General features: G+C 73.2%; 19 protein-coding genes. 11 read left to right on the forward strand and 8 right to left on the reverse strand.

Annotation, left to right across the window (positions count from 1 at the left end):
• Positions 1-12: 12 nt before the first annotated feature.
• The 3 genes from ACFY5B_RS20440 to ACFY5B_RS20450 are packed head-to-tail and all read left to right on the forward strand — an operon-like array spanning position 13 to position 2389.
• Positions 13-618: an RNA polymerase sigma factor gene (locus ACFY5B_RS20440; protein WP_389971119.1), complete on the forward strand. Its 606-nt coding sequence runs from the start codon at positions 13-15 to the stop codon at positions 616-618.
• Entirely contained in the window at positions 615-1148 is a 534-nt protein-coding gene (locus ACFY5B_RS20445) for a hypothetical protein (protein ID WP_389971121.1), read from the forward strand. The genes ACFY5B_RS20440 and ACFY5B_RS20445 overlap by 4 nt, the downstream gene beginning before the upstream one ends.
• Positions 1145-2389, forward strand: coding sequence for an acyltransferase family protein (locus ACFY5B_RS20450; protein WP_389971123.1), 1245 nt, complete (start codon positions 1145-1147; stop codon positions 2387-2389). The genes ACFY5B_RS20445 and ACFY5B_RS20450 overlap by 4 nt, the downstream gene beginning before the upstream one ends.
• Here ACFY5B_RS20450 and paaE read toward each other — a convergent pair.
• From paaE to paaA, 5 genes are read right to left on the reverse strand one after another with little or no spacing between them, the layout of a single operon-like run.
• Positions 2326-3441, reverse strand: coding sequence for a 1,2-phenylacetyl-CoA epoxidase subunit PaaE (gene paaE / locus ACFY5B_RS20455; protein ID WP_389971125.1), 1116 nt, complete (start codon positions 3439-3441; stop codon positions 2326-2328). The two genes, ACFY5B_RS20450 and paaE, sit on opposite strands and share 64 nt — an antisense overlap.
• Entirely contained in the window at positions 3441-3956 is a 516-nt protein-coding gene (gene paaD / locus ACFY5B_RS20460) for a 1,2-phenylacetyl-CoA epoxidase subunit PaaD (protein ID WP_389971127.1), read from the reverse strand. The genes paaE and paaD overlap by 1 nt, the downstream gene beginning before the upstream one ends.
• On the reverse strand, positions 3950-4777 hold the full coding sequence (gene paaC, locus ACFY5B_RS20465; protein WP_389971129.1) for a 1,2-phenylacetyl-CoA epoxidase subunit PaaC: 828 nt from the start codon (positions 4775-4777) through the stop codon (positions 3950-3952). The genes paaD and paaC overlap by 7 nt, the downstream gene beginning before the upstream one ends.
• Before the next feature lie 10 nt (positions 4778-4787).
• Positions 4788-5081: a 1,2-phenylacetyl-CoA epoxidase subunit PaaB gene (gene paaB / locus ACFY5B_RS20470; RefSeq protein WP_283968961.1), complete on the reverse strand. Its 294-nt coding sequence runs from the start codon at positions 5079-5081 to the stop codon at positions 4788-4790.
• Positions 5078-6064 (reverse strand): 1,2-phenylacetyl-CoA epoxidase subunit PaaA, encoded by a 987-nt coding sequence (gene paaA / locus ACFY5B_RS20475; protein ID WP_389971132.1) that lies wholly within the window; start codon positions 6062-6064, stop codon positions 5078-5080. The genes paaB and paaA overlap by 4 nt, the downstream gene beginning before the upstream one ends.
• A gap of 255 nt (positions 6065-6319) precedes the next feature.
• Here paaA and paaK point away from each other — a divergent pair, with 255 nt between their 5' ends.
• Positions 6320-7675, forward strand: coding sequence for a phenylacetate--CoA ligase PaaK (gene paaK, locus ACFY5B_RS20480; protein ID WP_389971134.1), 1356 nt, complete (start codon positions 6320-6322; stop codon positions 7673-7675).
• Between the two features lie 89 nt (positions 7676-7764).
• Here paaK and ACFY5B_RS20485 read toward each other — a convergent pair whose 3' ends face one another.
• From ACFY5B_RS20485 to ACFY5B_RS20495, 3 genes are all read right to left on the reverse strand, one after another.
• Positions 7765-8988: a PP2C family protein-serine/threonine phosphatase gene (locus ACFY5B_RS20485; RefSeq protein ID WP_389971136.1), complete on the reverse strand. Its 1224-nt coding sequence runs from the start codon at positions 8986-8988 to the stop codon at positions 7765-7767.
• A 101-nt stretch (positions 8989-9089) separates the two neighbouring features.
• The gene (locus tag ACFY5B_RS20490) at positions 9090-9848 is read right to left on the reverse strand and encodes an IclR family transcriptional regulator (protein WP_389971138.1); all 759 of its coding nucleotides are present in this window, start codon (positions 9846-9848) and stop codon (positions 9090-9092) included.
• Positions 9849-9898: 50 nt separating this feature from the next.
• Positions 9899-10996, reverse strand: a complete 1098-nt coding sequence (locus ACFY5B_RS20495) for a LacI family DNA-binding transcriptional regulator (protein WP_389971140.1) — start codon at positions 10994-10996, stop codon at positions 9899-9901.
• Positions 10997-11273: 277 nt separating this feature from the next.
• On the opposite strand from ACFY5B_RS20495, the gene ACFY5B_RS20500 reads away from it, so the two are divergent.
• The 7 genes from ACFY5B_RS20500 to hypE are packed head-to-tail and all read left to right on the forward strand — an operon-like array spanning position 11274 to position 19221.
• Positions 11274-13019 carry an enoyl-CoA hydratase-related protein gene (locus ACFY5B_RS20500; RefSeq protein WP_389971142.1) on the forward strand — a complete coding sequence of 582 codons (1746 nt, stop codon included), beginning with the start codon at positions 11274-11276 and terminating at the stop codon, positions 13017-13019.
• A complete protein-coding gene (locus ACFY5B_RS20505; protein WP_389971144.1) occupies positions 13016-13603 on the forward strand; it encodes a hydrogenase maturation protease in 588 nt (195 codons plus the stop codon). Before ACFY5B_RS20500 ends, ACFY5B_RS20505 begins: the two co-directional genes overlap by 4 nt.
• A gap of 39 nt (positions 13604-13642) precedes the next feature.
• Positions 13643-14386 (forward strand): hydrogenase nickel incorporation protein HypB, encoded by a 744-nt coding sequence (gene hypB, locus ACFY5B_RS20510; protein ID WP_389971146.1) that lies wholly within the window; start codon positions 13643-13645, stop codon positions 14384-14386.
• Entirely contained in the window at positions 14383-16695 is a 2313-nt protein-coding gene (gene hypF / locus ACFY5B_RS20515; protein WP_389971148.1) for a carbamoyltransferase HypF, read from the forward strand. Before hypB ends, hypF begins: the two co-directional genes overlap by 4 nt.
• Positions 16696-16698: 3 nt before the next feature.
• Positions 16699-17016, forward strand: a complete 318-nt coding sequence (locus ACFY5B_RS20520; RefSeq protein ID WP_389971150.1) for a HypC/HybG/HupF family hydrogenase formation chaperone — start codon at positions 16699-16701, stop codon at positions 17014-17016.
• Positions 17013-18158 carry a hydrogenase formation protein HypD gene (gene hypD, locus ACFY5B_RS20525; protein ID WP_389971152.1) on the forward strand — a complete coding sequence of 382 codons (1146 nt, stop codon included), beginning with the start codon at positions 17013-17015 and terminating at the stop codon, positions 18156-18158. Before ACFY5B_RS20520 ends, hypD begins: the two co-directional genes overlap by 4 nt.
• Positions 18151-19221, forward strand: a complete 1071-nt coding sequence (hypE, locus tag ACFY5B_RS20530) for a hydrogenase expression/formation protein HypE (protein ID WP_389971154.1) — start codon at positions 18151-18153, stop codon at positions 19219-19221. Before hypD ends, hypE begins: the two co-directional genes overlap by 8 nt.
• Positions 19222-19253 lie beyond the last annotated feature (32 nt).

Below are 19253 nucleotides of genomic sequence, written 5' to 3' on the forward strand. Positions count from 1 at the left end.
AAGGGGACATCGGTGGACGACGCGGAACGGTTACGGAGTGGGCCCGCTGCGGCGGTCGGCGACCCGCGGCTCTTCGAGGAGTTCTACCGGCGTCATGTCGACGCCGTGCTGCGCTTCGTGGCCCGCCGGGTGGCCGACCCGCACACGGCGGCCGACCTGACGGCGGAGATCTTCCTCGCCGTCCTCGACTCGGCCCCGACCTACCGGCCGCACCTCGGCAGCGAGACGGCCTGGCTGTACGGCATCGCCCGTAACGTCGTGTCGTCGGAGCGCCGCCGGGTCGCCCGGGAGACCGAACGCGATCTACGCATCTCCGGGCGGCGGTTGCTGGAGCCCGACGACATCGCCCGCATCGAGGACAAGCTCGACGCGGAGAGCCCCGGGCGGCGTGTCCTGGCCGCGCTGGCGCGGCTGCCCGAGGGCGAGCGGGCCGTGATGGAACTGATCGCGGTCGACCAGCTCACGGTCACCGAGGCCGCGGCCGCACTGGGCATCCGCCAGGTCACGGCCCGGGTCCGGCTGCACCGGGCGCGCAGGGCGCTGCGCGAGGAGACGGGCTGCCGGACCGGGCAGCAGCCGGAGACATCGCTGGTGTACGTGGCAAGGGGGCAAGCATGAGCACGAGGACGACGTTCGAGGACCGGCTGCTCGGTGAGCTCAAGAGGGAGATCGCGCGGCGGGGGGCGGGGCCCGGTGCGGACGACGTGGGCAGGGCGACGGCTTCCGTGCGCCGCCGGTTCGCGCCGCGGCGGATCGCCGTGGTGGTGGCGGCCTGCGCGGCTGCGTGGGCCGCCACGGTGGTGGTTCCCGGTTCGCCGGCCGACTCCGGTGCGTTCGCGGCGGAACGCCACGACGACGGCAGTGTCGAACTCACCGTCAGGACACGAGGCTTCGGCATCGACGACCAGCTGGAACTCGCGGAACGCGTGCGCCCGTGGGGCATCCGGGTGAACGTGGTCGCTCCCGGGGACGTGTGCAGTCCGCGGGAGATCCCGCGGGTCATGGTCCTCACCGCCGAGGGCGACCCCATCCGTGCCTGGCCCGTCACCCTGCGCCGGGGCAGCACGCTGGTGATCGAGAACTCCTGGGGCGAGCCGGTCCCCCGGGACGAGATCGAGCACTACGAGGTGAAGCCCTGTGACCGGTGAGCGCGCGGTCGGGCTGGCTCGACGCGCTGCGCGGACTCGCCGCGCTCGTCGTGGTTTTCGACCACTCGTCCCACACCTTCATGCCGGACCTCCGGGGGGAGCTGATGCCGCAGTTCAACACCAGCCGCTACGGCATCATGGTGTTCTTCCTGGTCAGCGGCTACATCATCCCGGCATCGCTGGAACGCCGGGGCTGTGTGCGGGCGTTCTGGATCGGGCGGCTCTTCCGGGTGTACCCGCTGTTGCTGGTCGTCGTCGCGGTGCTGCTCGCGGTCGACCTCCTGGGACTGGCGGGGCTGCGTGACTTCGGCGGGCAGGGGGCGGTCACCGTGATTCTCGCCCACGCCACCATGCTCCAGGAGCTGCTGGGGACCCCCAACGTCCTGCTCGTCCTCTGGACTCTCTCCTACGAGATGTGCTTCTACCTGCTGGTCGTCGCCCTCTTCACGGTCCGGCTGCACCACCGATCCGCTTCGGTCGCCGTCGTCCTGGCGGTGCTCGCCGTGGTGAGCGCGGTGGCAGGGGCGGTGCTGCCGGTGTCCGCCCTGTCCGGCCTGGTCGGCACCGGTCCGGTGATCGCGTTCGCGTCGATCGCGATGGCGGTCGCCCTGTGCTGTGCGAGCTCCTCCTCACCGGTGTCGCGGGTGTTCGGGGGTGTGCTGGGCGGAGCGCTGGCTCTCGTACTGGTTGCGTTCAACGGCACGGTCCCGGTGTGGGAGGGCCTGGTGATCCTCGCTGTCATGTTCCTCGGTACCGCGGTCCACCGAGCCGAGCACGGGCGGAGCACCTGGCACCGTGTCGCGGGCACGGCAGCCGTGGTGATCGTCTGCGCCGTCGGAAGCGCCTACCGGTACGGCGACGGCCACCACTTCACCCGGCGCGGCTGGATCACGGCGTTCCTGCTGGCCGGGCTCACCTTCGCCACCGGATGGGCGTGGCGCTACCGGCGCGTACCGCGACCGCTGACCGGCCTGGGAGCGGTCAGCTACTCGGTGTACCTGGTGCATCCGGTGCTGCTTGCGGTGATCGACGGCACCGCCGGACGCAGGCACGACGACAACGCCGTGCTCGAAGTGGCGTTCTTCGCCGTCCTGTTGCCCCTGTGCGTACTGACCCACCGCCACGTCGAAGCGCCGGGCCAGGCCTGGGGCCGCAGGCTGGCCCACCGTTCGGCGGATCAGGTGTCGAAGTCCACCGACAGTTCCTCCGACACCGGGAACGACTGGCAGGTGAGGACGTAGCCCGCGTCGACCTCGGACGGTTCGAGGGCGAAGTTGCGGCGCATGTCGGCCTTGCCGTCGGTGATCCGGGCCCGGCAGGTGCCGCAGACACCGCCCTTGCAGGCGAAGGGGAGGTCGGGCCGGGTCTGTTGGGCCCCTTCCAGGATGGTGCGGTCGCGGGGCAGCCGGGACCTGGTGGAGCGGCCGTCGAGGGTGACGGTGACCTGGCTGACCGGGCCGGAGGGGCCGGTCTCGGTGTGCCGGACCTCGCGGACGGGCTCGTCGTCGGCGTAGAACAACTCCTGGTGGACGCGGTCGGCGGGGACGCCGAGGCCGGTCAGGACCTGCTGGGCGGCGCGGACCATGCCGTGCGGGCCGCACAGCCACCAGTGGTCGGCCGACTCCACGTCCACCAAAGCGTCGACCAGGGCGGCCAGCCGCTCGGCGTCGAGGCGGCCGGAGAGTACCTCGGCCTCGCGGGGCTCGCGGGAGAGGACGTGGGCGAGCTGGAACCGCGTCGGGTAGAGGTCCTTCAGGTCGGCGAGTTCGTCGGCGAACATGACCGTACCGGTGCGGCGGTTGCCGTAGAGCAGGGTGACGCGTGAGCGGGGGTCGGCGGCCAGGACTGACTCGGCGATGGACACCATGGGCGTGATGCCGGACCCGGCGGCGATCAGGACGTGGTGGCCGCGGGTGGTGAGGTCGGGGGTGAAGGCGCCGGTGGGCGCCATGACCTCGACGGTGTCGCCGGGGCGTACGTCGTGCACCAGCCAGGAGGAGAACAGGCCGCCCGGCACCACCCGGACGCCGATCCGCGGCGCGGTGCCGGCGGGGGCGCAGATCGAGTACGAACGGCGCTCGTCCCGGCCGTCGATGTCGCGGCGCAGGGTGAGCGACTGGCCGGGCGCGAAGGTGAACTCCTCGGCCAGTTCGGCCGGGATGTCGAAGCTGACGGCTGCCGCGTCCTCGCACAGCGGCTGCACGGCGGCGACCCGCAGGGGGTGGAAGACCGGACGTCGGCGGGCTCGCGGGCGGGCCGCCTCGGCGGGGGCCGGCTCCATCAGGTCCTCCATCAGATCTCCTTGACGTACTCGAACGGCTCGCGGCAGGCGAGGCAGCGCCACAGGGACTTGCAGGACGTGGCGCCGAAGCGGGAGGTCTCTTCGGTGTCGGGGTGGCCGCAGCGGGGGCAGGGGACCGAGCGGCGGGTCGGCGACAGGACGAGCGGGACCGGTCCGGCGGAGCGGGCGGGCGCGGCGCCGGGCGGGGCGATGCCGTGCTCGGCGAGCTTGCGCCGGCCGTCCGCCGTGATCCAGTCGGTGCTCCAGGGCGGGTCGAGGACCGTGCGGATCTCGACGCGCTCATAGCCGGCGTCCCGCAGCCGGGCGGCCACGCCCGCGCGCATCTCGGCCATCGCCGGGCAGCCCGAGTAGGTCGGGGTGAGGCTCGCGACGACCGTGCCGTCCGGGGCCAGGGTCACCTCACGCAGTACGCCGAGGTCGGCCAGGGTGAGCATGGGCAGTTCCGGGTCGGGCACCTGCTCGGCGATGCGCCGGGCCCGTCGCGCGTCCAGCAGCGCCGTCACCATGCCGCCCCCGGGTGGGCGCGGGCCACGCCCTGCAACTCGGCCAGCAGCGGGGCGAGATGCTCGGTGTGGTCCCCGGTGCGGCCCGAGCCGGGCAGCGGGCGATAGACCGGCATGGGCAGCCCTGCCGCCTCGGTGACCTGCCGGAGGACCCCGACGACGTCGTCCCGGACGTCGTACGCGGTGAACAGCTCGCCCAGGTAGGGCGCCACCTGCTCCTGCGCCTTGCGCATCCGGCGGTGGGACTCCTCGGTGCCGTCACCCAGCCGCACGGCCCATTCGGCCGCGTACTGGCGGTGGTACGCCAGCTCCTTCACGCCCTTGGCGGCGATGGCCGCGAGCACCGGGTCGCGGTGCGCGGTGAGCCGCTCGAAGTGCGCGAGGCGCCAGCTGGCGAACACCAGCAGCCGCACGACGGAGAACGCGAAGTCGCCGTTCGGCAGTTCGGCCAGGCGTACGTTGCGGAAGTCGCCGGCGTCGCGGAAGTAGGCGTAGGCGTCCTCGTCGCGGCCGGTGCCGTCGACCTGGCCCGCGCGGGAGTACAGCAGGCGGGCCTGGCCGAGCAGGTCGAGCCCGATGTTGGCGAGCGCCACCTCCTCCTCCAGCTCGGGGGCGCGGGTGGTCCACTCGGCGAGCCGCTGGGCGCAGACCAGGGCGTCGTCGGCCAGCGTGACGCAGAGGGCGGCCAGTTCACCGGCGTCCACGTCGTCGGGCACGGCGGTGTCGACGCCGTGCAGGGGGTCCTCGAAGCCGGTGCCGTAGGCCCAGCGGGTGTCGTCCTCGTGTCCCTCGGCGAGGGTCATGTAGACGTGGTCGTCGCTCATGCCCTGTCCTTCAGATGTGGGGGACGTCGTCGGGGATGTCGTAGAAGGTCGGGTGCCGGTAGACCTTGTCGGCGCTGGGCTCGAAGAAGGGGTCCTTCTCGTCGCGGGTGGAGGCGGCGATGTGCTCGGAGCGCACGACCCAGATGGACACCCCCTCGTTGCGCCGGGTGTACAGGTCGCGGGCGTGGGTGAGCGCCATGCGGTCGTCGGCGGCGTGCAGCGATCCCACGTGGACGTGGTTCAGCCCGCGCTTGCCGCGCACGAACACCTCGTACAGCGGCCAGTCCTGCCTGTCGGCGGTCATGCCACCGCTCCCTTCTCCGCGCGGGCGGCCTGTTTGGCGGCGTGGGCGGTGGCCGCCTCGCGCACCCAGGCGCCCTCCTCGTGGGCCGTGCGGCGTCGTTCCGTCCGCTGGTCGTTGCACGGGCCGTCGCCCTTGATGACCCGCATCAGCTCGTCCCAGTCGGGCGTGCCGAAGTCGTGGTGGCCCCGCTCCTCGTTCCAGCGCAGCTCCGGGTCGGGGAGCGTCACGCCGAGCTTCCCGGCCTGCGGGACGGTCATGTCGACGAAGCGCTGCCGCAGTTCGTCGTTGCTGTGCCGTTTGATCTTCCAGGCCATGGACCGCGCGGAGTTGGGCGAGGCGTCGTCGGGCGGGCCGAACATCATCAGCGACGGCCACCACCAGCGGTTCACCGCGTCCTGCACCATCTCGCGCTGCTCCGGGGTGCCGCGCATCATCGTCATCAGCAGCTCGTAGCCCTGCCGCTGGTGGAACGACTCCTCCTTGCAGATCCGCACCATGGCGCGCGCGTAGGGCCCGTAGGAGGAGCGGCACAGCGGCACCTGGTTGCAGATCGCGGCGCCGTCCACGAACCAGCCGATCACCCCGACGTCCGCGAAGCTCAGCGTCGGGTAGTTGAAGATCGACGAGTACTTCTGGCGGCCCTCGATCAGCCGCTCGGTGAGGTCGGCGCGGTCGGCGCCCAGCGTCTCCGCCGCGGAGTACAGGTACAGCCCGTGCCCGGCCTCGTCCTGGACCTTGGCGAACAGAATGGCCTTGCGGCGCAGCGACGGGGCGCGGGTGATCCACTCGCCCTCCGGCTGCATGCCGATGATCTCCGAGTGCGCGTGTTGCGCGATCTGCCGGATCAGTGTCTTCCGGTACCCCTCCGGCATCCAGTCGCGCGGCTCGATCCGCTGGTCCCGCGCGATCGTCGCGTCGAAGTGCTGCTGGAGAGCCGGCTCGGCGCCGTCCGCCCCCGGGGGGCTGGAGTGTGTCGTGTCCATCCGTCCCACTTCCCAACCGACCATTCGTTCGGTCCATCGTAAGACACGCCGGCACGCCTTGGTAAGACCTCTTGAGCAAGTCCTGCACCCTTGACAGGTGTCGAGACGGCTGGATTACATGGCGACGCCAAGCTAACCGAATGTTCGGTCGGGCCATGAGGTGGTGCGAGAAGTGACCCATACCGCTGACGCGGTGGTCGCGGAGTCCCGGGGCCCCAGCCGGAGCATCAGGAGCGCGAGCCCGGAGGAGCCAGAATGACCAGCGAGACGGCGGCCTCCCGGGCCCAGGAGCCGACGGGACCGCGACGCGGCGAGCCCCTCCCCCACGACCTCCTCGACGCCGGGGAGCGGCTGAGCCGCGAGCAGCTGCGCGAGGTCCAGCTCGACCGTCTGCGCAGGAGTCTGCGGCACGCCTACGACAACGTGGAGGCGTACCGGAAGAAGTTCGACGCGGCCGGGGTCTCCCCCGACGACTGCCGTTCGCTGGAGGACCTGTCCCGCTTCCCCTTCACCACGAAGGCCGACCTGCGGGACACCTACCCGTTCGGGATGTTCGCCGTCCCCATGGACCAGGTACGGCGGGTGCACGCCTCCAGCGGCACCACCGGCCGCCCCACGGTGGTCGGCTACACGGAGAACGACCTGTCGATGTGGGCGGACCTCGTCGCCCGCTCGATCCGCGCCGCGGGCGGGCGTCCGGGCCACAAGGTGCACGTCTCCTACGGCTACGGGCTGTTCACCGGCGGTCTCGGCGCGCACTACGGCGCGGAGCGCGCAGGCTGTCTGGTGATCCCGGCCTCCGGCGGCATGACCGCGCGCCAGGTGCAGATCATCCAGGACTTCCGGCCCGAGATCATCATGGTCACGCCCTCCTACATGCTCACGCTGCTCGACGAGTTCGAGCGGCAGGGCATCGATCCACGCACGAGCAGTCTGCGGGTGGGCATCTTCGGTGCCGAGCCGTGGACGGAGGAGATGCGCCGCGAGATCGAGGAGCGGACGGACATCCACGCCGTCGACATATACGGCCTGTCCGAGGTGATCGGCCCCGGTGTCGCCCAGGAGTGCGTGGAGACCAAGGACGGGCTGCACGTGTGGGAGGACCACTTCTACCCCGAGGTCGTCGACCCCGTCACGGGTGAGGTGCTGCCGGAGGGCGAGGAAGGCGAGCTGGTCTTCACGTCCCTGACCAAGGAGGCCCTGCCGGTCGTCCGCTACCGCACCCGCGATCTGACGCGGCTGCTGCCCGGCACGGCCCGGCCCGCGTTCCGCCGCATCCGGAAGATCACCGGCCGCTGCGACGACATGATCATCCTGCGTGGGGTGAACGTCTTTCCCAGCCAGATCGAGGAGATCGTGCTGCGTACGCCCGGCGTCGCCCCGCACTTCCAGATCCGGCTGACCCGGCGTGGCCGCCTGGACCATATGACCGTCCGTGTCGAGGCCCGCCCCGGCACCGGCCCCGAGCAGCGCGAGGCCGCGGCCGGGACGATCGCCCGGGCCGTCAAGGACGGCATCGGCATCACCGCCGACGTGACGATCGTCGAACCGGAGACCCTGGAGCGTTCCGTCGGCAAGATCCGCCGGGTGAAGGACCTGCGCGAGGCGTGAGCCGCTTGTGGCCGCGGCGACGCCATGAGCAGCATCTCACCCAGGGCACCGGGGCAGGAACGTCCCTGCCCGTGCGGTCGCCGCGGCTGTCATGAGCAGCACTCCGCCCCGGGCACCGGAGCGGGAGCGTCCGGGCCGGTGCCGGTCGCCACCGGAGCCTCTGCTTCCGCCGCGCGCGCGGCAGGTTTGCGGATGAGGAGCAGGGCCGCGTCGTCGTGCAGCCTGCCGCCCACATGGGCCAGCAGCTCCTCGTGGAGCGCGCCGAGGGTGCGGGCCGGCTCCTGGGAGACATGCCGCTGCAGGCCCTCGGCCAGGGGGTAGAAGGCGCGGCCTCCGTCGCGGGCTTCGGTGACCCCGTCGGTGTAGAGCAGCAGCTGGTCGCCGTCGGCGAAGGGGAGCGTGTGGAGTCCCGGGGCGTGCCCCGCGAGGTCGCGCAGTCCGAGGGGCGGCGCCGGGAGCACGGGGTCCACCGGGGTGATGGTCCCGGAGGCGCGCACCAGGAGCGGGGGCGCGTGTCCGCAGTTCACCACCTCCAGTTGCCCCTCCCGCGGATAGCCGGCGACCACGGCGGTCACGAAGTCGTCGCGGCCGAGGTTGCGGGCGAGGCTCCGCTCGATCCGGTCGACGACGGCGAGGAGGTCGGGCTCGTCGTGGGCGGCCTCACGGAAGACACCGAGCACCAGCGCGGCGGTCCCCACGGCGGGCAGCCCCTTGCCGCGCACGTCGCCGACGATCAGCCGCACCCCGTGCGGGGTGGGTATCAACGCGTAGAGGTCACCGCCGATACGGGCCTCGGCCGCCGCGGCGCTGTAGCGGACGGCCACCTGAAACGGGCCGACGGTCGACGGCACGGGTTTGAGCAGGGCGTGCTGCGCGGTCTCCGCGACCGATCGGACGGCGGCCAGCACCCGCTCCCGGCGTCCGCGCAGCACGCCGGCCAGGCCGCTCGCGAGCGTGACGGCGACCAGCGCCGACAGCACGGCGGCCAGTTCCCGGCCCGGCACTCCGTCCCGGATCCCGAGCGTCGCACCGACCACCACGGCGAGGACGCCGACGCAGAGGACCCCGCGCGGTCCGTTGGTCGTGGCCGCCAGGGCCGGCCCGGCCGCGAGCAGGGGCAGCCAGATCATTCCCGCCCCGCCGAGGAAGTCGGCGGACACGACGGCGGCGACGACCAGGACCGGAAGGACGGGTGCGCCGACGCCCAGCTGCGCGACGGCGCGCCTGCGGGCCGAATTCCCGGCACCGGCCACCCGGTTGCGGAACGGCCGTACGGGCGGGTGGTCGTCGCCATGGTTGCGGGCTTGGCTCATGTCGGTGTCCGCAGTCCTCACCTGTGCGCGGGGCACGTCCTGGAAATGTCTGACTTATACAGAAAACGGGGTGCGGGCAGTCACCGGCAAGAAGCGGAATTTCAGATAGTGAGCGAGAGGCTCCTGGTCACGCGGCTCGCGGTCGGAAGCAGCCGGTCCCGGATCTCCGGCAGCCGGGAGAGCCGGTTCGACGGCAGCGACACACCGAGGGAGCCGAGCGTGTCCCCGCTGTAGACCGGGACGGCGACGCAGACCGTGCCGAGGGCGTACTCCTCCAGGTCCGTGGTGGCCGGGGCCATGGGCTGGGTCTCCAGCCTCCGGAGGAGTTCGGGGAGGCTGGTGATCGTCCGCGGGGTGAGGTCGGCGAGATGGTGCCTGGAGAGGTAGTCCTGGCGGGCCTCCTCGTCCATCTCGCGCAGGACGGACTTGCCCAGTGCGGTGGCGTGCCCGGCGTCCTCGAAGCCCACCCACAGATCGACGCGGGGCGTCCCCGGGCCGTCGACGATCTCGGCGACCCGGATCTCGCCGTCCTCGTAGAAGGTGAGGTAGGCGGCCGTCGCGAGCTCGTCCCGCAGCGCGGCGAGGGTGGGCCGGACACGACTGAGCAGCGCCTGCGCACGTCCGGTGGACTGCAGCGTCTGCAGTTTGTCGCCGAGGACGAAGCCGCCGTCGTCCAGCTTCCGCACGTACCCGTCGTGGACCAGGGTCCGCAGCAGGTGATAGGCGGTGGCTAGGGGCAGGCCCGTCTCACGCGCCAGCTGCTTGGCCGGCGCGCCGTTCTCGTGCGCGCTCACCGCCTCCAGCAGACGCATGGCCCGCTGGACGGAGTTGATGAGCGTAGGGCCGTCTTGCCCACCCATACGAACAGCGTGCGTCAGGGCCGGGCGCCGGGCAAGGGGAGACCGGTGGTTCAGCGTGGACCGGCTGCCGTCGTGTCCCCTCGCGGCTCCGCGGCGGTGGGCGCGGGCGGGCGGGCGCCCCGGGGCGGCGGTGCCGTGGACGCGCGGACGACGAGGTCGACCGGCGGGTCGTACGCCGGCGGCAGGTCCGCCTCAGGGTCCTCGATCGCCCTCACCAGGAGCCGGAGCCCCTCCCGCGCCACGGCGTCGAACGGCTGCCGCACGGTGGTCAGCGGCGGGGTCATGTAGGCGGCCACGGGGATGTCGTCGAAGCCCACCACGCTGATGTCGTCCGGCACGCGCAGCCCGGCCTCCGTCAGGGCGCGGACGACGCCGATGGCCATGTCGTCGTTGGCGGCGAACACGGCGGTGCAGTCACGGTGCGCGGCGAGCTCCCGGCCCGCCGCGTATCCGGACGCGGCCGACCAGTCACCGTGCAGCACGGCGGGCGGCGCGATGCCGCGTGCGGCGAGGGCACCGCGCCAGCCCTCCAGCCGGTCCCGGGCGGCGAACCACCGTTGCGGGCCGGCGAGATGGTGGACCGTCGCGTGCCCGAGGTCCAGCAGATGCTCGGTGGCCGTCCGGGCGAGGAGTTCGGCGCCCACACCCCTGGTCATGATGCGGGCACCGCCGAACGCCGCCGGTGCGCCGAGCACGAGGACCGGCACGTCGACGCCGAGGGAGACCGGCCCCTCGTCGATCGGCTCGGAGACGACGATGCCGTCCACGCCCTGCTCCAGCAGCGACTCCACCGCGCCGGCCACACCGCCCGGGTCGCCTTCGAGCGTGTGGACGACCCGGAGCGCGTAACCGGCCTCCCGCGCGGCCCGTTCGATGCCGATCAGCAGCGAGGCGGGGCCGTAGAGGGCGGTTCCGAGGGTGATCACGCCGATGGAGCGGGTCCGCCCGGAGGCCAGGGCCCGGGCCGCGCTGTTCAGCCGGTAGCCGAGTTCCCCGGCCGCCTCGAGCACTCTTCGGCGTACGTCCTCGGAGACGTAGCGCTCCCCGTTGAGGACCCGTGACACCGTCTTCTGCGAGACCCCGGCCAGCCGGGCCACGTCCACCCCGCGCGGCGCGCCGCCACCGGCCCGTCCTCCCACTCGCGTCATCACTCACTCCCCCGCGTCCGGCGGCCGCACCACGGCCCCTCACGCCCAGCGTTCCACACCCCCGAACGCACCGGCCCCGAGCATGGTGCCCGGCCCGGGGTGCCACCTCCTCGAAGTCCGCGTGGCACGTACCCCCGGCGGCGCACCGATCGGCATGACCGGAGGCCCGGCCCCGGCGGTGGCCGCCGCCCAACCGTTCCGCCGGAAGCGGATGAGCACCGCGAAACGCCGCCGTGGTCCTTCGCGGCCCTCCCGCGACGGGCGACCATGCCGTGTCATGGACATCTTGCTCGTCGCCAGCGCGTTCAACAGCCTGTCCCAGCGTGTGTTCGCCGAACTGTCGGACGAGGGGCACCACGTGGACGTGGTGCTCGCCTCGCACGGCCCCGACGCCGTCCGGGACGCCGTACGCGAGACAGGCCCGGAGCTGATCGTCGCCCCGATGCTGAAGTCGGCCCTGCCGGAGGACGTGTGGCGGGACCACACCTGCCTGATCGTGCACCCGGGGCCGCCCGGCGACCGTGGCCCGTCGGCGCTGGACTGGGCGATCGCCGAGGAGGCCCCTGAGTGGGGCGTCACGGTGCTGCAGGCCGAGGCGGCCATGGACGCGGGGGACGTATGGGCGGACGGCTCCTTCCCCGTGCCGCCGGCGGGCAAGAGCGACGTGTACCGCAACGAGCTCGCGGACGCCGCCACGGCCGCCGTGCTGCTGGCCGTACGGCGCTACGCCGACGGGTCGTACAAACCGCGTCCGCAGAGCGAACCCGGGATCCACGTGGTGTGGCGCGACTTCTTCCGCCAGGAGCAGCGGCGGATCGACTGGGAGAACGACGACACGGCGACGGTGCTGCGCAAGCTCCGCGGGGCCGACTCGCAGCCCGGCGTCCGGGACGAGATCTGCGGCCGGGAGGTGTTCCTGCACGGCGGGCACCCCGAGGACCGGCTGCGCGGGGAGCCCGGTGAGCTGCTCGCGACCCGGGCCGGTGCGGTGTGCCGGGCCACCCGGGACGGCGCGGTGTGGATCCCGGAACTGCGCCCCCGCAAGAGCTCCGGTGACCCGGCGCCGTTCCGCCGCCCCGCGGCCTCGGTGCTCGCCGCCTTCCCGGCCCCGCCCGGCAGCGGCCCGGGCATGCCGGGTGCGTACGACCGCCCGTACTGGCTGCCCGAGATCGCGGCCCCGCTGGAACTGCCGCCGGACCGCACCACCTGGACCGACATCCGCTACCGGCAGCGCGGTCCCATCGGCTTTCTGACCTTCTCGTTCCCCGGCGGGGCCATGAGCACCACCCACTGCCGCAGGCTGCTCGCCGCCTGGCGCTACGCCCTCACCCGCCCCACCTCGGTGCTGGTGCTCGGCGGCGCCCGGGACTTCTTCTCCAACGGCATCCACCTCAACGTCATCGAGGCGGCGGGCGACCCGGCGGCCGAGTCCTGGTCCAACCTCAACGCCATGAACGACCTGGTCGAGGCGGTGCTGCGGACCACCGACCGGCTGGTGGTGGCGGCCCTGGGCGGCAACGCGGCGGCCGGCGGGGTCATGCTCGCCCTGGCCGCCGACGAGGTCTGGTGCCGCACAGGCGGCGTCCTCAACCCGCACTACCGGAACATGGGCCTGTACGGGTCGGAGTTCTGGACGTACTCGCTGCCCCGCCGGGCGGGCGCCGAGACCGCCGAGCGGCTGACGAGCGAGGCGCTGCCGGTGAGTGCCGCGGCCGCCGAGCGGATCGGACTGGTGGACCGTCTGGTGCCGGTCGCGGCCCGGGACTTCGCCGCCGAGGTCGAGCGGCTGGCCGCCGATCTGGCCGGCGACCCGGATCTCCCCGGCCGGATCACCGCCAAGGCCACCGCACGTCACGCGGACGAGCTCCAGCGGCCCCTCGCCGAGTACCGGCGGGACGAACTCGCCCGGATGCGCGCCGTCTTCTTCGACCCCGAGGCGCCGTACCACGCGCTGCGGTCCGCGTTCGTCCGCAAGCTCCCGGGTGGCTCCGCCCGGCCGCTTGCCACCGGAGGCGCGCAGTGAGCGCGCGGCTGCTCGTGGCGGGCGTCGGCAACATCTTCCTCGCGGACGACGCCTTCGGCCCGGAGGTGATCCGCGCCCTGGACGTGCGCCCGCTGCCGCCGGAGGTCCGGGTGCGGGACTTCGGCATCCGTGGCATGGACCTGGCGTACGAGCTGCTCGACGGCTACGACACGGCCGTCCTGGTCGACGCGGCGGTGCGGGGGCACGAGCCGGGCACGTTGTCGCTGATCGAGCCGGACCTGCCCGGCCGATCCACCGCGGGCGCCCCGCCCGAGGCGCACGGCATGGACCCGGCGAAGGTCCTCGCGCTGGCCGCCCACCTGGGCGACGAGCCGCTCCCCCGCGTCCTGGTGCTGGCCTGCGAGCCGGAGCTGCGGGCGCCCGCCGACGAGGACATCGCCCCGGGCATCAGCGCGACGGTGCGGGAGGCGGTGGGGCGGGCCGTCACGGCTCTGCACGCGATGGTGCCGGTGCTGCTCGCCGACCCCGGGGCCACGCCCCCGTTGAGCCGCCCGGACGAATCCGCGGCCCTGTCGTCGGCCGGGCTGCCGGGCACGGTGAGCGGCGGCGCGGAGGATCGGTAGCGGAACGATTTCCCTACCGACCCGCGAGGAGCGGCACCCATGTGCGATTCCGTGGACGAGGTCACCCAGGCCGTCCTGGCGAAGAACGACTCTCTGGCCGCGGGCCTGCGTGAGGAGCTGGCCCGGCGCGGAGTGAGCGTGGTCAACCTGCTGTCCAGCCCGGGCAGCGGCAAGACGGAGCTGCTGGGCCGGGTGCTGGCCAGGGCGGTGGAGCGGGGCCTTCCGGTGGCCGCGCTCACCGCCGATCTGGCGACCGAGAACGACGCCGAGCGGCTGGCGCGTTCGGGAGCCCCGGTGAAGCAGCTGCTGACGGACGGGCTGTGCCATCTGGAGGCGCGGCAGCTGCGCGGCCACGTCGAGAGCTGGCTGCCCGAGGGGACCTCGCTGCTGTTCGTGGAGAACGTCGGCAACCTCGTCTGCCCCGCGTCCTACGACCTCGGCGAGAGTCTGCGGATCGTGCTCATGGCGGTGACGGAGGGCGAGGACAAGCCTCTGAAGTACCCCACCGCCTTCGGGTCCGCCCAGCTGGTGGTGCTGACGAAGACCGACCTGTCCGGGCCGGCCGGATTCGACGAGGCCGCCTTCGAGGCGAACGTCCGGCGGGTCAACCCGGGAGTGGAGGTGGTGCGGTCCTGCGCCCGCACCGGCGCCGGCGTCGACACCCTGCTGGAGCGGGTGCTCGCCGTCCGGGACGGGGCCCCCGTCCACCGGCCGCCCCTGGCGCCCCGCCCGCACACCCACACCCCCACCCACGAGGGCGCCGAAGCCGGCCTCGTCTCGTGACGGCGCCCGTCACCCGGGCGGTACGCCGTCGCGTCACCGTGCGCGGCACCGTGCAGGGCGTGGGTTTCCGCCCGTTCGTGCACCGCCTCGCCTCCGAGCTCGCGCTGGCGGGCTTCGTGAGCAACACGGCGAGCGGCGTCCTGATCGAGGTGGAGGGGCCGCCGGAGGGTGTCGCCGACTTCTGCGACCGGCTGGCCGAGGAGCCTCCGCCGCTGGCCACCGTCACCGGCGTGGGGTTCGAGGACCTGCCCGCGACGGGCGTCGACGGCACCTTCGACATCCGCTCCACCGACCGCTCCCCCGGCAGCACCCTCCTCCCGCCCGACACGGCGACCTGCCCGGACTGCCTGCGGGAGCTGGGCGATCCCGCCGATCGCCGGCACCGGCACCCGTTCGTCACCTGCACCCACTGCGGCCCCCGTTTCACCATCGCCACGGGCATGCCGTACGACCGGGCGGTCACGACGATGGCCGGCTTCCCGATGTGCGCCGCGTGCGCCCGGGAGTACGGCGACCCCCTCGACCGCCGTTTCCACGCCCAGCCGGTGGCCTGCCCCGACTGCGGTCCCCGGCTCCGCCTGGTGCCCGCGTCCGGGAGCGGGGTGCGCCCGGCCCGCGACGCCGAGGCCCTGGCGTCGGCACGGGCGCTGCTGGCGGCCGGGCGGATCGTCGCCGTCAAGGGGCTCGGCGGCTACCACTTGGCCTGCGACGCCGGCGACGCACGCGCCGTCGACACCCTGCGCACCCGCAAGGCGCGCGGCGGCAAGCCGTTCGCGGTGATGTGCGCGGACCTCGACGAGGTACGGCGCGTCGCCGGACTCTCCCCCTTCGAACTGGACGCGCTCACCGGCCCTCGCCGCCCCATCGTCCTGCTGCGCCGGCGCCCGGAGGCGAACGGCCTCGCGCCCGGTGTCTGCCCCGGCAGCCCGCACCTCGGCGTGATGCTGCCCTACACCCCCGTGCACACCCTGCTGTTCGGCCTGCCCGGTGATCCGCCCGGCCCCCGCGTGCTGGTCATGACCAGCGGCAACCGCTCCGGGGAGCCGATCGTCACGGACGACGAGGAGGCACTGACCCGGCTCGCCGGGCTGGCCGACGCCTGGCTAGCCCACGACCGGCCCATCGCCTCCCCCTGCGACGACTCCCTGCTGCGCGTACGCCCCGACGGCACCGAGCAGGTGCTGCGCCGGTCCCGCGGGTACGTGCCCCGGCCGCTGCGGCTGCCGGTGCCGGTACGGCCCGCTCTCGCCGTGGGAGGTGACCTGAAGAACGCCCTGTGCCTCGGTGCGGGCGACCAGGCGTGGTTCGGCCCGCACATCGGCGACATGGGCGACCTGACCACGCTGGAGGCGGCCCGGCGGGCCGACGCGCACCTGCGGGCCCTCACCGGCGTGAGCCCCGAGCTGGTCGCCGCCGACCGGCACCCCGGCTACCACTCCACACGGTGGGCTTCCCGACTGTCCGGGCACGCCCCCGTGCCGGTCCAGCACCACCACGCGCACATCGCCTCCGCCATGGCCGGGCACGGCCTCGACGGCACCACCCCCGTGATCGGCGTCGCCTTCGACGGCACGGGCTACGGCGACGACGGCACCGTCTGGGGCGGCGAGATCCTGCTCGCCGACTACACGGGCTTCCGCCGCTACGCCCGCCTCTCCCCCGCCCCGCTGCCCGGTGGTGACGCGGGCGTCGCCAACCCGTGCCGTCTGGCCCTGGCCCGGCTGTGGGCGGCGGGCCTGCCGTGGGACGCGGACCTGCCGTGCGTGACCGCCTGCGCACCCCAGGAACTGGCTGTGCTCCGGAAGCAGTTGTCCGGCGGTCTGGCCTGTGTGCCGACGTCCAGCATGGGCCGCCTCTTCGACGCCGTGTCGTCGCTCGTGGGCGTGTGCCATCGCGCGGGGTACGAGGCACAGGCCGCACTGGAACTGGAAGCCGCTGCCGCTTCGGCGTGGGACGCGGACCCGTCGGCGTACGCCTTCGCCGGGGATCTCGACCCGGCGCCCGTGCTCGGCGCGCTCATCGCCGATCTGCGGCGCGGCACCCCGGCCGCCGTGCTCGCGGCCCGTTTCCACCGGGCCGTGGCGCGGGCGGTGGCGGGGGTCTGCCGAGGGGCCCGTCAGGACACCGGCCTGGCCACCGTCGCGCTCAGCGGCGGGGTGTTCGCCAACGCGCTGCTGGAGGAGGAGTGCGCGCGGCTGCTGTCCGAGGACGGTTTCGCGGTGCTCCGCCACGGCGAAGTCCCGCCGAACGACGGCGGACTGGCCCTCGGCCAGCTGATGGTCGCGGCGCACCTACGACAGGAGGAGTGACCCATGTGTTTGGCAGTGCCCGGAAAGGTCGTGTCCATCGACGACAGTGCCGACCCGCTCACCGGGCTGGTCGACTTCGGCGGCGTGCAGAAACAGGCGTGCCTGGAATACGTGTCCGACGTGAAGGTCGGTGAGTACGTCATCGTGCACGTCGGTTTCGCGCTCCAGCGTCTGGACGAGGAGTCGGCCCTGGCCTCCCTGAAGCTGTTCGAGGAACTGGGCCTCCTGGAGGAGGAGTTCGGGGACGCCTGGGAGCAGGCGGCCAAGGAGGCGGGCGCCGCTGTGGCGGAGCCCCAGGACAGCGGGAGTGAGGCCCGGTGAAGTACATCGACGAGTTCAACGACCCCCAGCTGGCGCGGCGGCTGCTGGACGAGATCCGTGCCACCGCCACCCGGCCCTGGGCCCTGATGGAGGTGTGCGGCGGGCAGACCCACTCGATCATCCGGCACGGCATCGACCAACTGCTGCCCGAGCAGGTCGAGTTGATCCACGGGCCCGGTTGCCCGGTCTGTGTCACGCCGCTGGAGGTCATCGACAAGGCGCTGGAGATCGCCGCGCGGCCCGGGGTGATCTTCTGCTCCTTCGGCGACATGCTCCGGGTGCCGGGCACCGACCGCGACCTGTTCCGGGTCAAGGGCGAGGGCGGCGACGTGCGCGTGGTGTACTCGCCGCTCGACGCCCTGGAGCTGGCCCGCCGCAACCCCGACCGGGAGGTGGTGTTCTTCGCGATCGGCTTCGAGACCACCGCCCCGGCCAACGCGATGGCGGTGCACCAGGCGCGCCGGCTGGGCCTGGCCAACTTCAGCCTGCTGGTGTCGCACGTGCGGGTGCCCCCGGCCGTCGAGGCGATCATGACGGCACCGGAGTGCCGGGTGCAGGGCTTCCTCGCCGCCGGGCACGTGTGCAGCGTGATGGGGATGGCCGAGTACCCGGAGCTGGCCGAGCGGTTCCGGGTGCCGATGGTGGTGACCGGCTTCGAGCCGCTGGACATCCTGGAGGGCATCCGCCGGGCGGTACGCCAGCTGGAGCGCGGTGAGCACCGGGTGGAGAACGCCTACCCGCGGGCCGTGCGCGAGGACGGCAACCCGGCCGCGGTGCGCATGATCGAGGAGGTCTTCGAGGTCACCGACCGGAACTGGCGCGGCATCGGGCGGATCCCGGCCAGCGGCTGGCGGCTGACCGACGCCTTCCGCGCCTACGACGCGGAGCACCGCTTCGACGTGAGCGGGATCCGTACCGAGGAGCCCGCCGAGTGCCGGGCCGGCGAGGTGCTCCAGGGCCTGATCAAGCCCACCGAGTGCGGCGCGTTCGGCACCACCTGCACCCCGCGCACCCCGCTCGGCGCCACCATGGTCTCCAGCGAGGGCGCCTGCGCGGCCTACTACCTCTACCGCCGGATGAACACCCCGGCCCCGCAGACCGCCGGGGCCGCTCCTCAGGAGGAAGTGACTCCCGTTGCCTGAGCACGTCACCGATGTGGTCGACCCGGCCGAATGGACCTGCCCGGCCCCGCTGCGTGACCAGGGGGTCGTGGTCATGGGGCACGGCGGCGGGGGTGCGCTGTCGGCGGAGCTGATGGAGCAGATCTTCACCCCTGCCTACGGCAACGCAACCCTGTCCGGTCTGGCCGACTCCGCGGTCCTTGAACTGGGCGGCGCGCGGCTGGCCTTCTCCACCGACTCCTACGTGGTCCGGCCGCTGTTCTTCCCCGGCGGTTGCCTCGGCGACCTCGCGGTCAACGGCACCGTCAACGACCTCGCGATGAGCGGCGCGCGCCCCAGCTACCTCTCCGCCGCCTTCGTCCTGGAGGAGGGCGTGGAGCTGACGGTCGTCGAGCGGATCGCGCGCTCGATGGGGGCGGCTGCCGAGGCCGCCGGGGTCACGATCGCCACGGGTGACACCAAGGTGGTGGAGTCCGGGCACGGCGACGGGGTGTACGTCACCACCGCCGGGGTGGGTCTCGTGCCCGACGGGGTGGACATCCGGCCCCAGCGTGCCCGGCCCGGGGACGTGGTCATCGTCAGCGGGCCCATCGGGCTGCACGGTGTGGCGATCATGAGCGTGCGGGAGGGTATGGAGTTCGGGGTGGAGGTCGCCAGCGACACCGCACCGCTGGCGGATCTCGTGGCGGCCATGCTGGCCGTCACGCCGGACATCCATGTGCTGCGCGACCCCACCAGGGGCGGCCTGGGCGCGTCCCTCAACGAGATCGCCCGTGCCTCGGGGACCGGGGTCCGGTTGCGGGAGCGGGCGATCCCGGTGCCGGACGCCGTGGCGAACGCCTGCGGTTTCCTCGGGCTCGATCCGCTGTACGTCGCCAACGAGGGGCGGCTGGTCGCGTTCGTGCCACCGGCGCGTGCCGACGAGGTGCTGGCGGCCATGCGGGCCCATCCGCAGGGAGCGGGGGCGACACCGATCGGCGAGTGCGTCGCCGAGCATCCCGGGATGGTGGTGGTCGCCACCGGGCTCGGCGGGACGCGGGTGGTGGACCTGCCCCTCGGGGAGCAGCTGCCGCGCATCTGCTGAGCACAGCAGTGGACGAAGGGCCCCGCCGACGT

This window comes from Streptomyces sp. NPDC013187 (assembly GCF_042899705.1).
GTDB classification, from domain to species: domain Bacteria; phylum Actinomycetota; class Actinomycetes; order Streptomycetales; family Streptomycetaceae; genus Streptomyces; species Streptomyces hawaiiensis_A.

What these genes read in the sequence shown, in the direction of transcription:
- ACFY5B_RS20500 (WP_389971142.1), top strand. Translation starts at nt 11,274, where the DNA reads ATGGACATCTTGCTCGTCGCCAGCGCGTTCAACAGCCTGTCCCAGCGT.
- ACFY5B_RS20520 (WP_389971150.1), top strand. Translation starts at nt 16,699, where the DNA reads ATGTGTTTGGCAGTGCCCGGAAAGGTCGTGTCCATCGACGACAGTGCC.
- paaA (WP_389971132.1), bottom strand. Translation starts at nt 6,064, where the DNA reads ATGGACACGACACACTCCAGCCCCCCGGGGGCGGACGGCGCCGAGCCG.
- paaE (WP_389971125.1), bottom strand. Translation starts at nt 3,441, where the DNA reads ATGGAGGACCTGATGGAGCCGGCCCCCGCCGAGGCGGCCCGCCCGCGA.
- hypB (WP_389971146.1), top strand. Translation starts at nt 13,643, where the DNA reads ATGTGCGATTCCGTGGACGAGGTCACCCAGGCCGTCCTGGCGAAGAAC.
- ACFY5B_RS20485 (WP_389971136.1), bottom strand. Translation starts at nt 8,988, where the DNA reads ATGAGCCAAGCCCGCAACCATGGCGACGACCACCCGCCCGTACGGCCG.
- ACFY5B_RS20490 (WP_389971138.1), bottom strand. Translation starts at nt 9,848, where the DNA reads ATGGGTGGGCAAGACGGCCCTACGCTCATCAACTCCGTCCAGCGGGCC.
- paaK (WP_389971134.1), top strand. Translation starts at nt 6,320, where the DNA reads ATGACCAGCGAGACGGCGGCCTCCCGGGCCCAGGAGCCGACGGGACCG.
- paaD (WP_389971127.1), bottom strand. Translation starts at nt 3,956, where the DNA reads ATGGTGACGGCGCTGCTGGACGCGCGACGGGCCCGGCGCATCGCCGAG.
- paaC (WP_389971129.1), bottom strand. Translation starts at nt 4,777, where the DNA reads ATGAGCGACGACCACGTCTACATGACCCTCGCCGAGGGACACGAGGAC.
- ACFY5B_RS20445 (WP_389971121.1), top strand. Translation starts at nt 615, where the DNA reads ATGAGCACGAGGACGACGTTCGAGGACCGGCTGCTCGGTGAGCTCAAG.
- paaB (WP_283968961.1), bottom strand. Translation starts at nt 5,081, where the DNA reads ATGACCGCCGACAGGCAGGACTGGCCGCTGTACGAGGTGTTCGTGCGC.
- ACFY5B_RS20495 (WP_389971140.1), bottom strand. Translation starts at nt 10,996, where the DNA reads ATGACGCGAGTGGGAGGACGGGCCGGTGGCGGCGCGCCGCGCGGGGTG.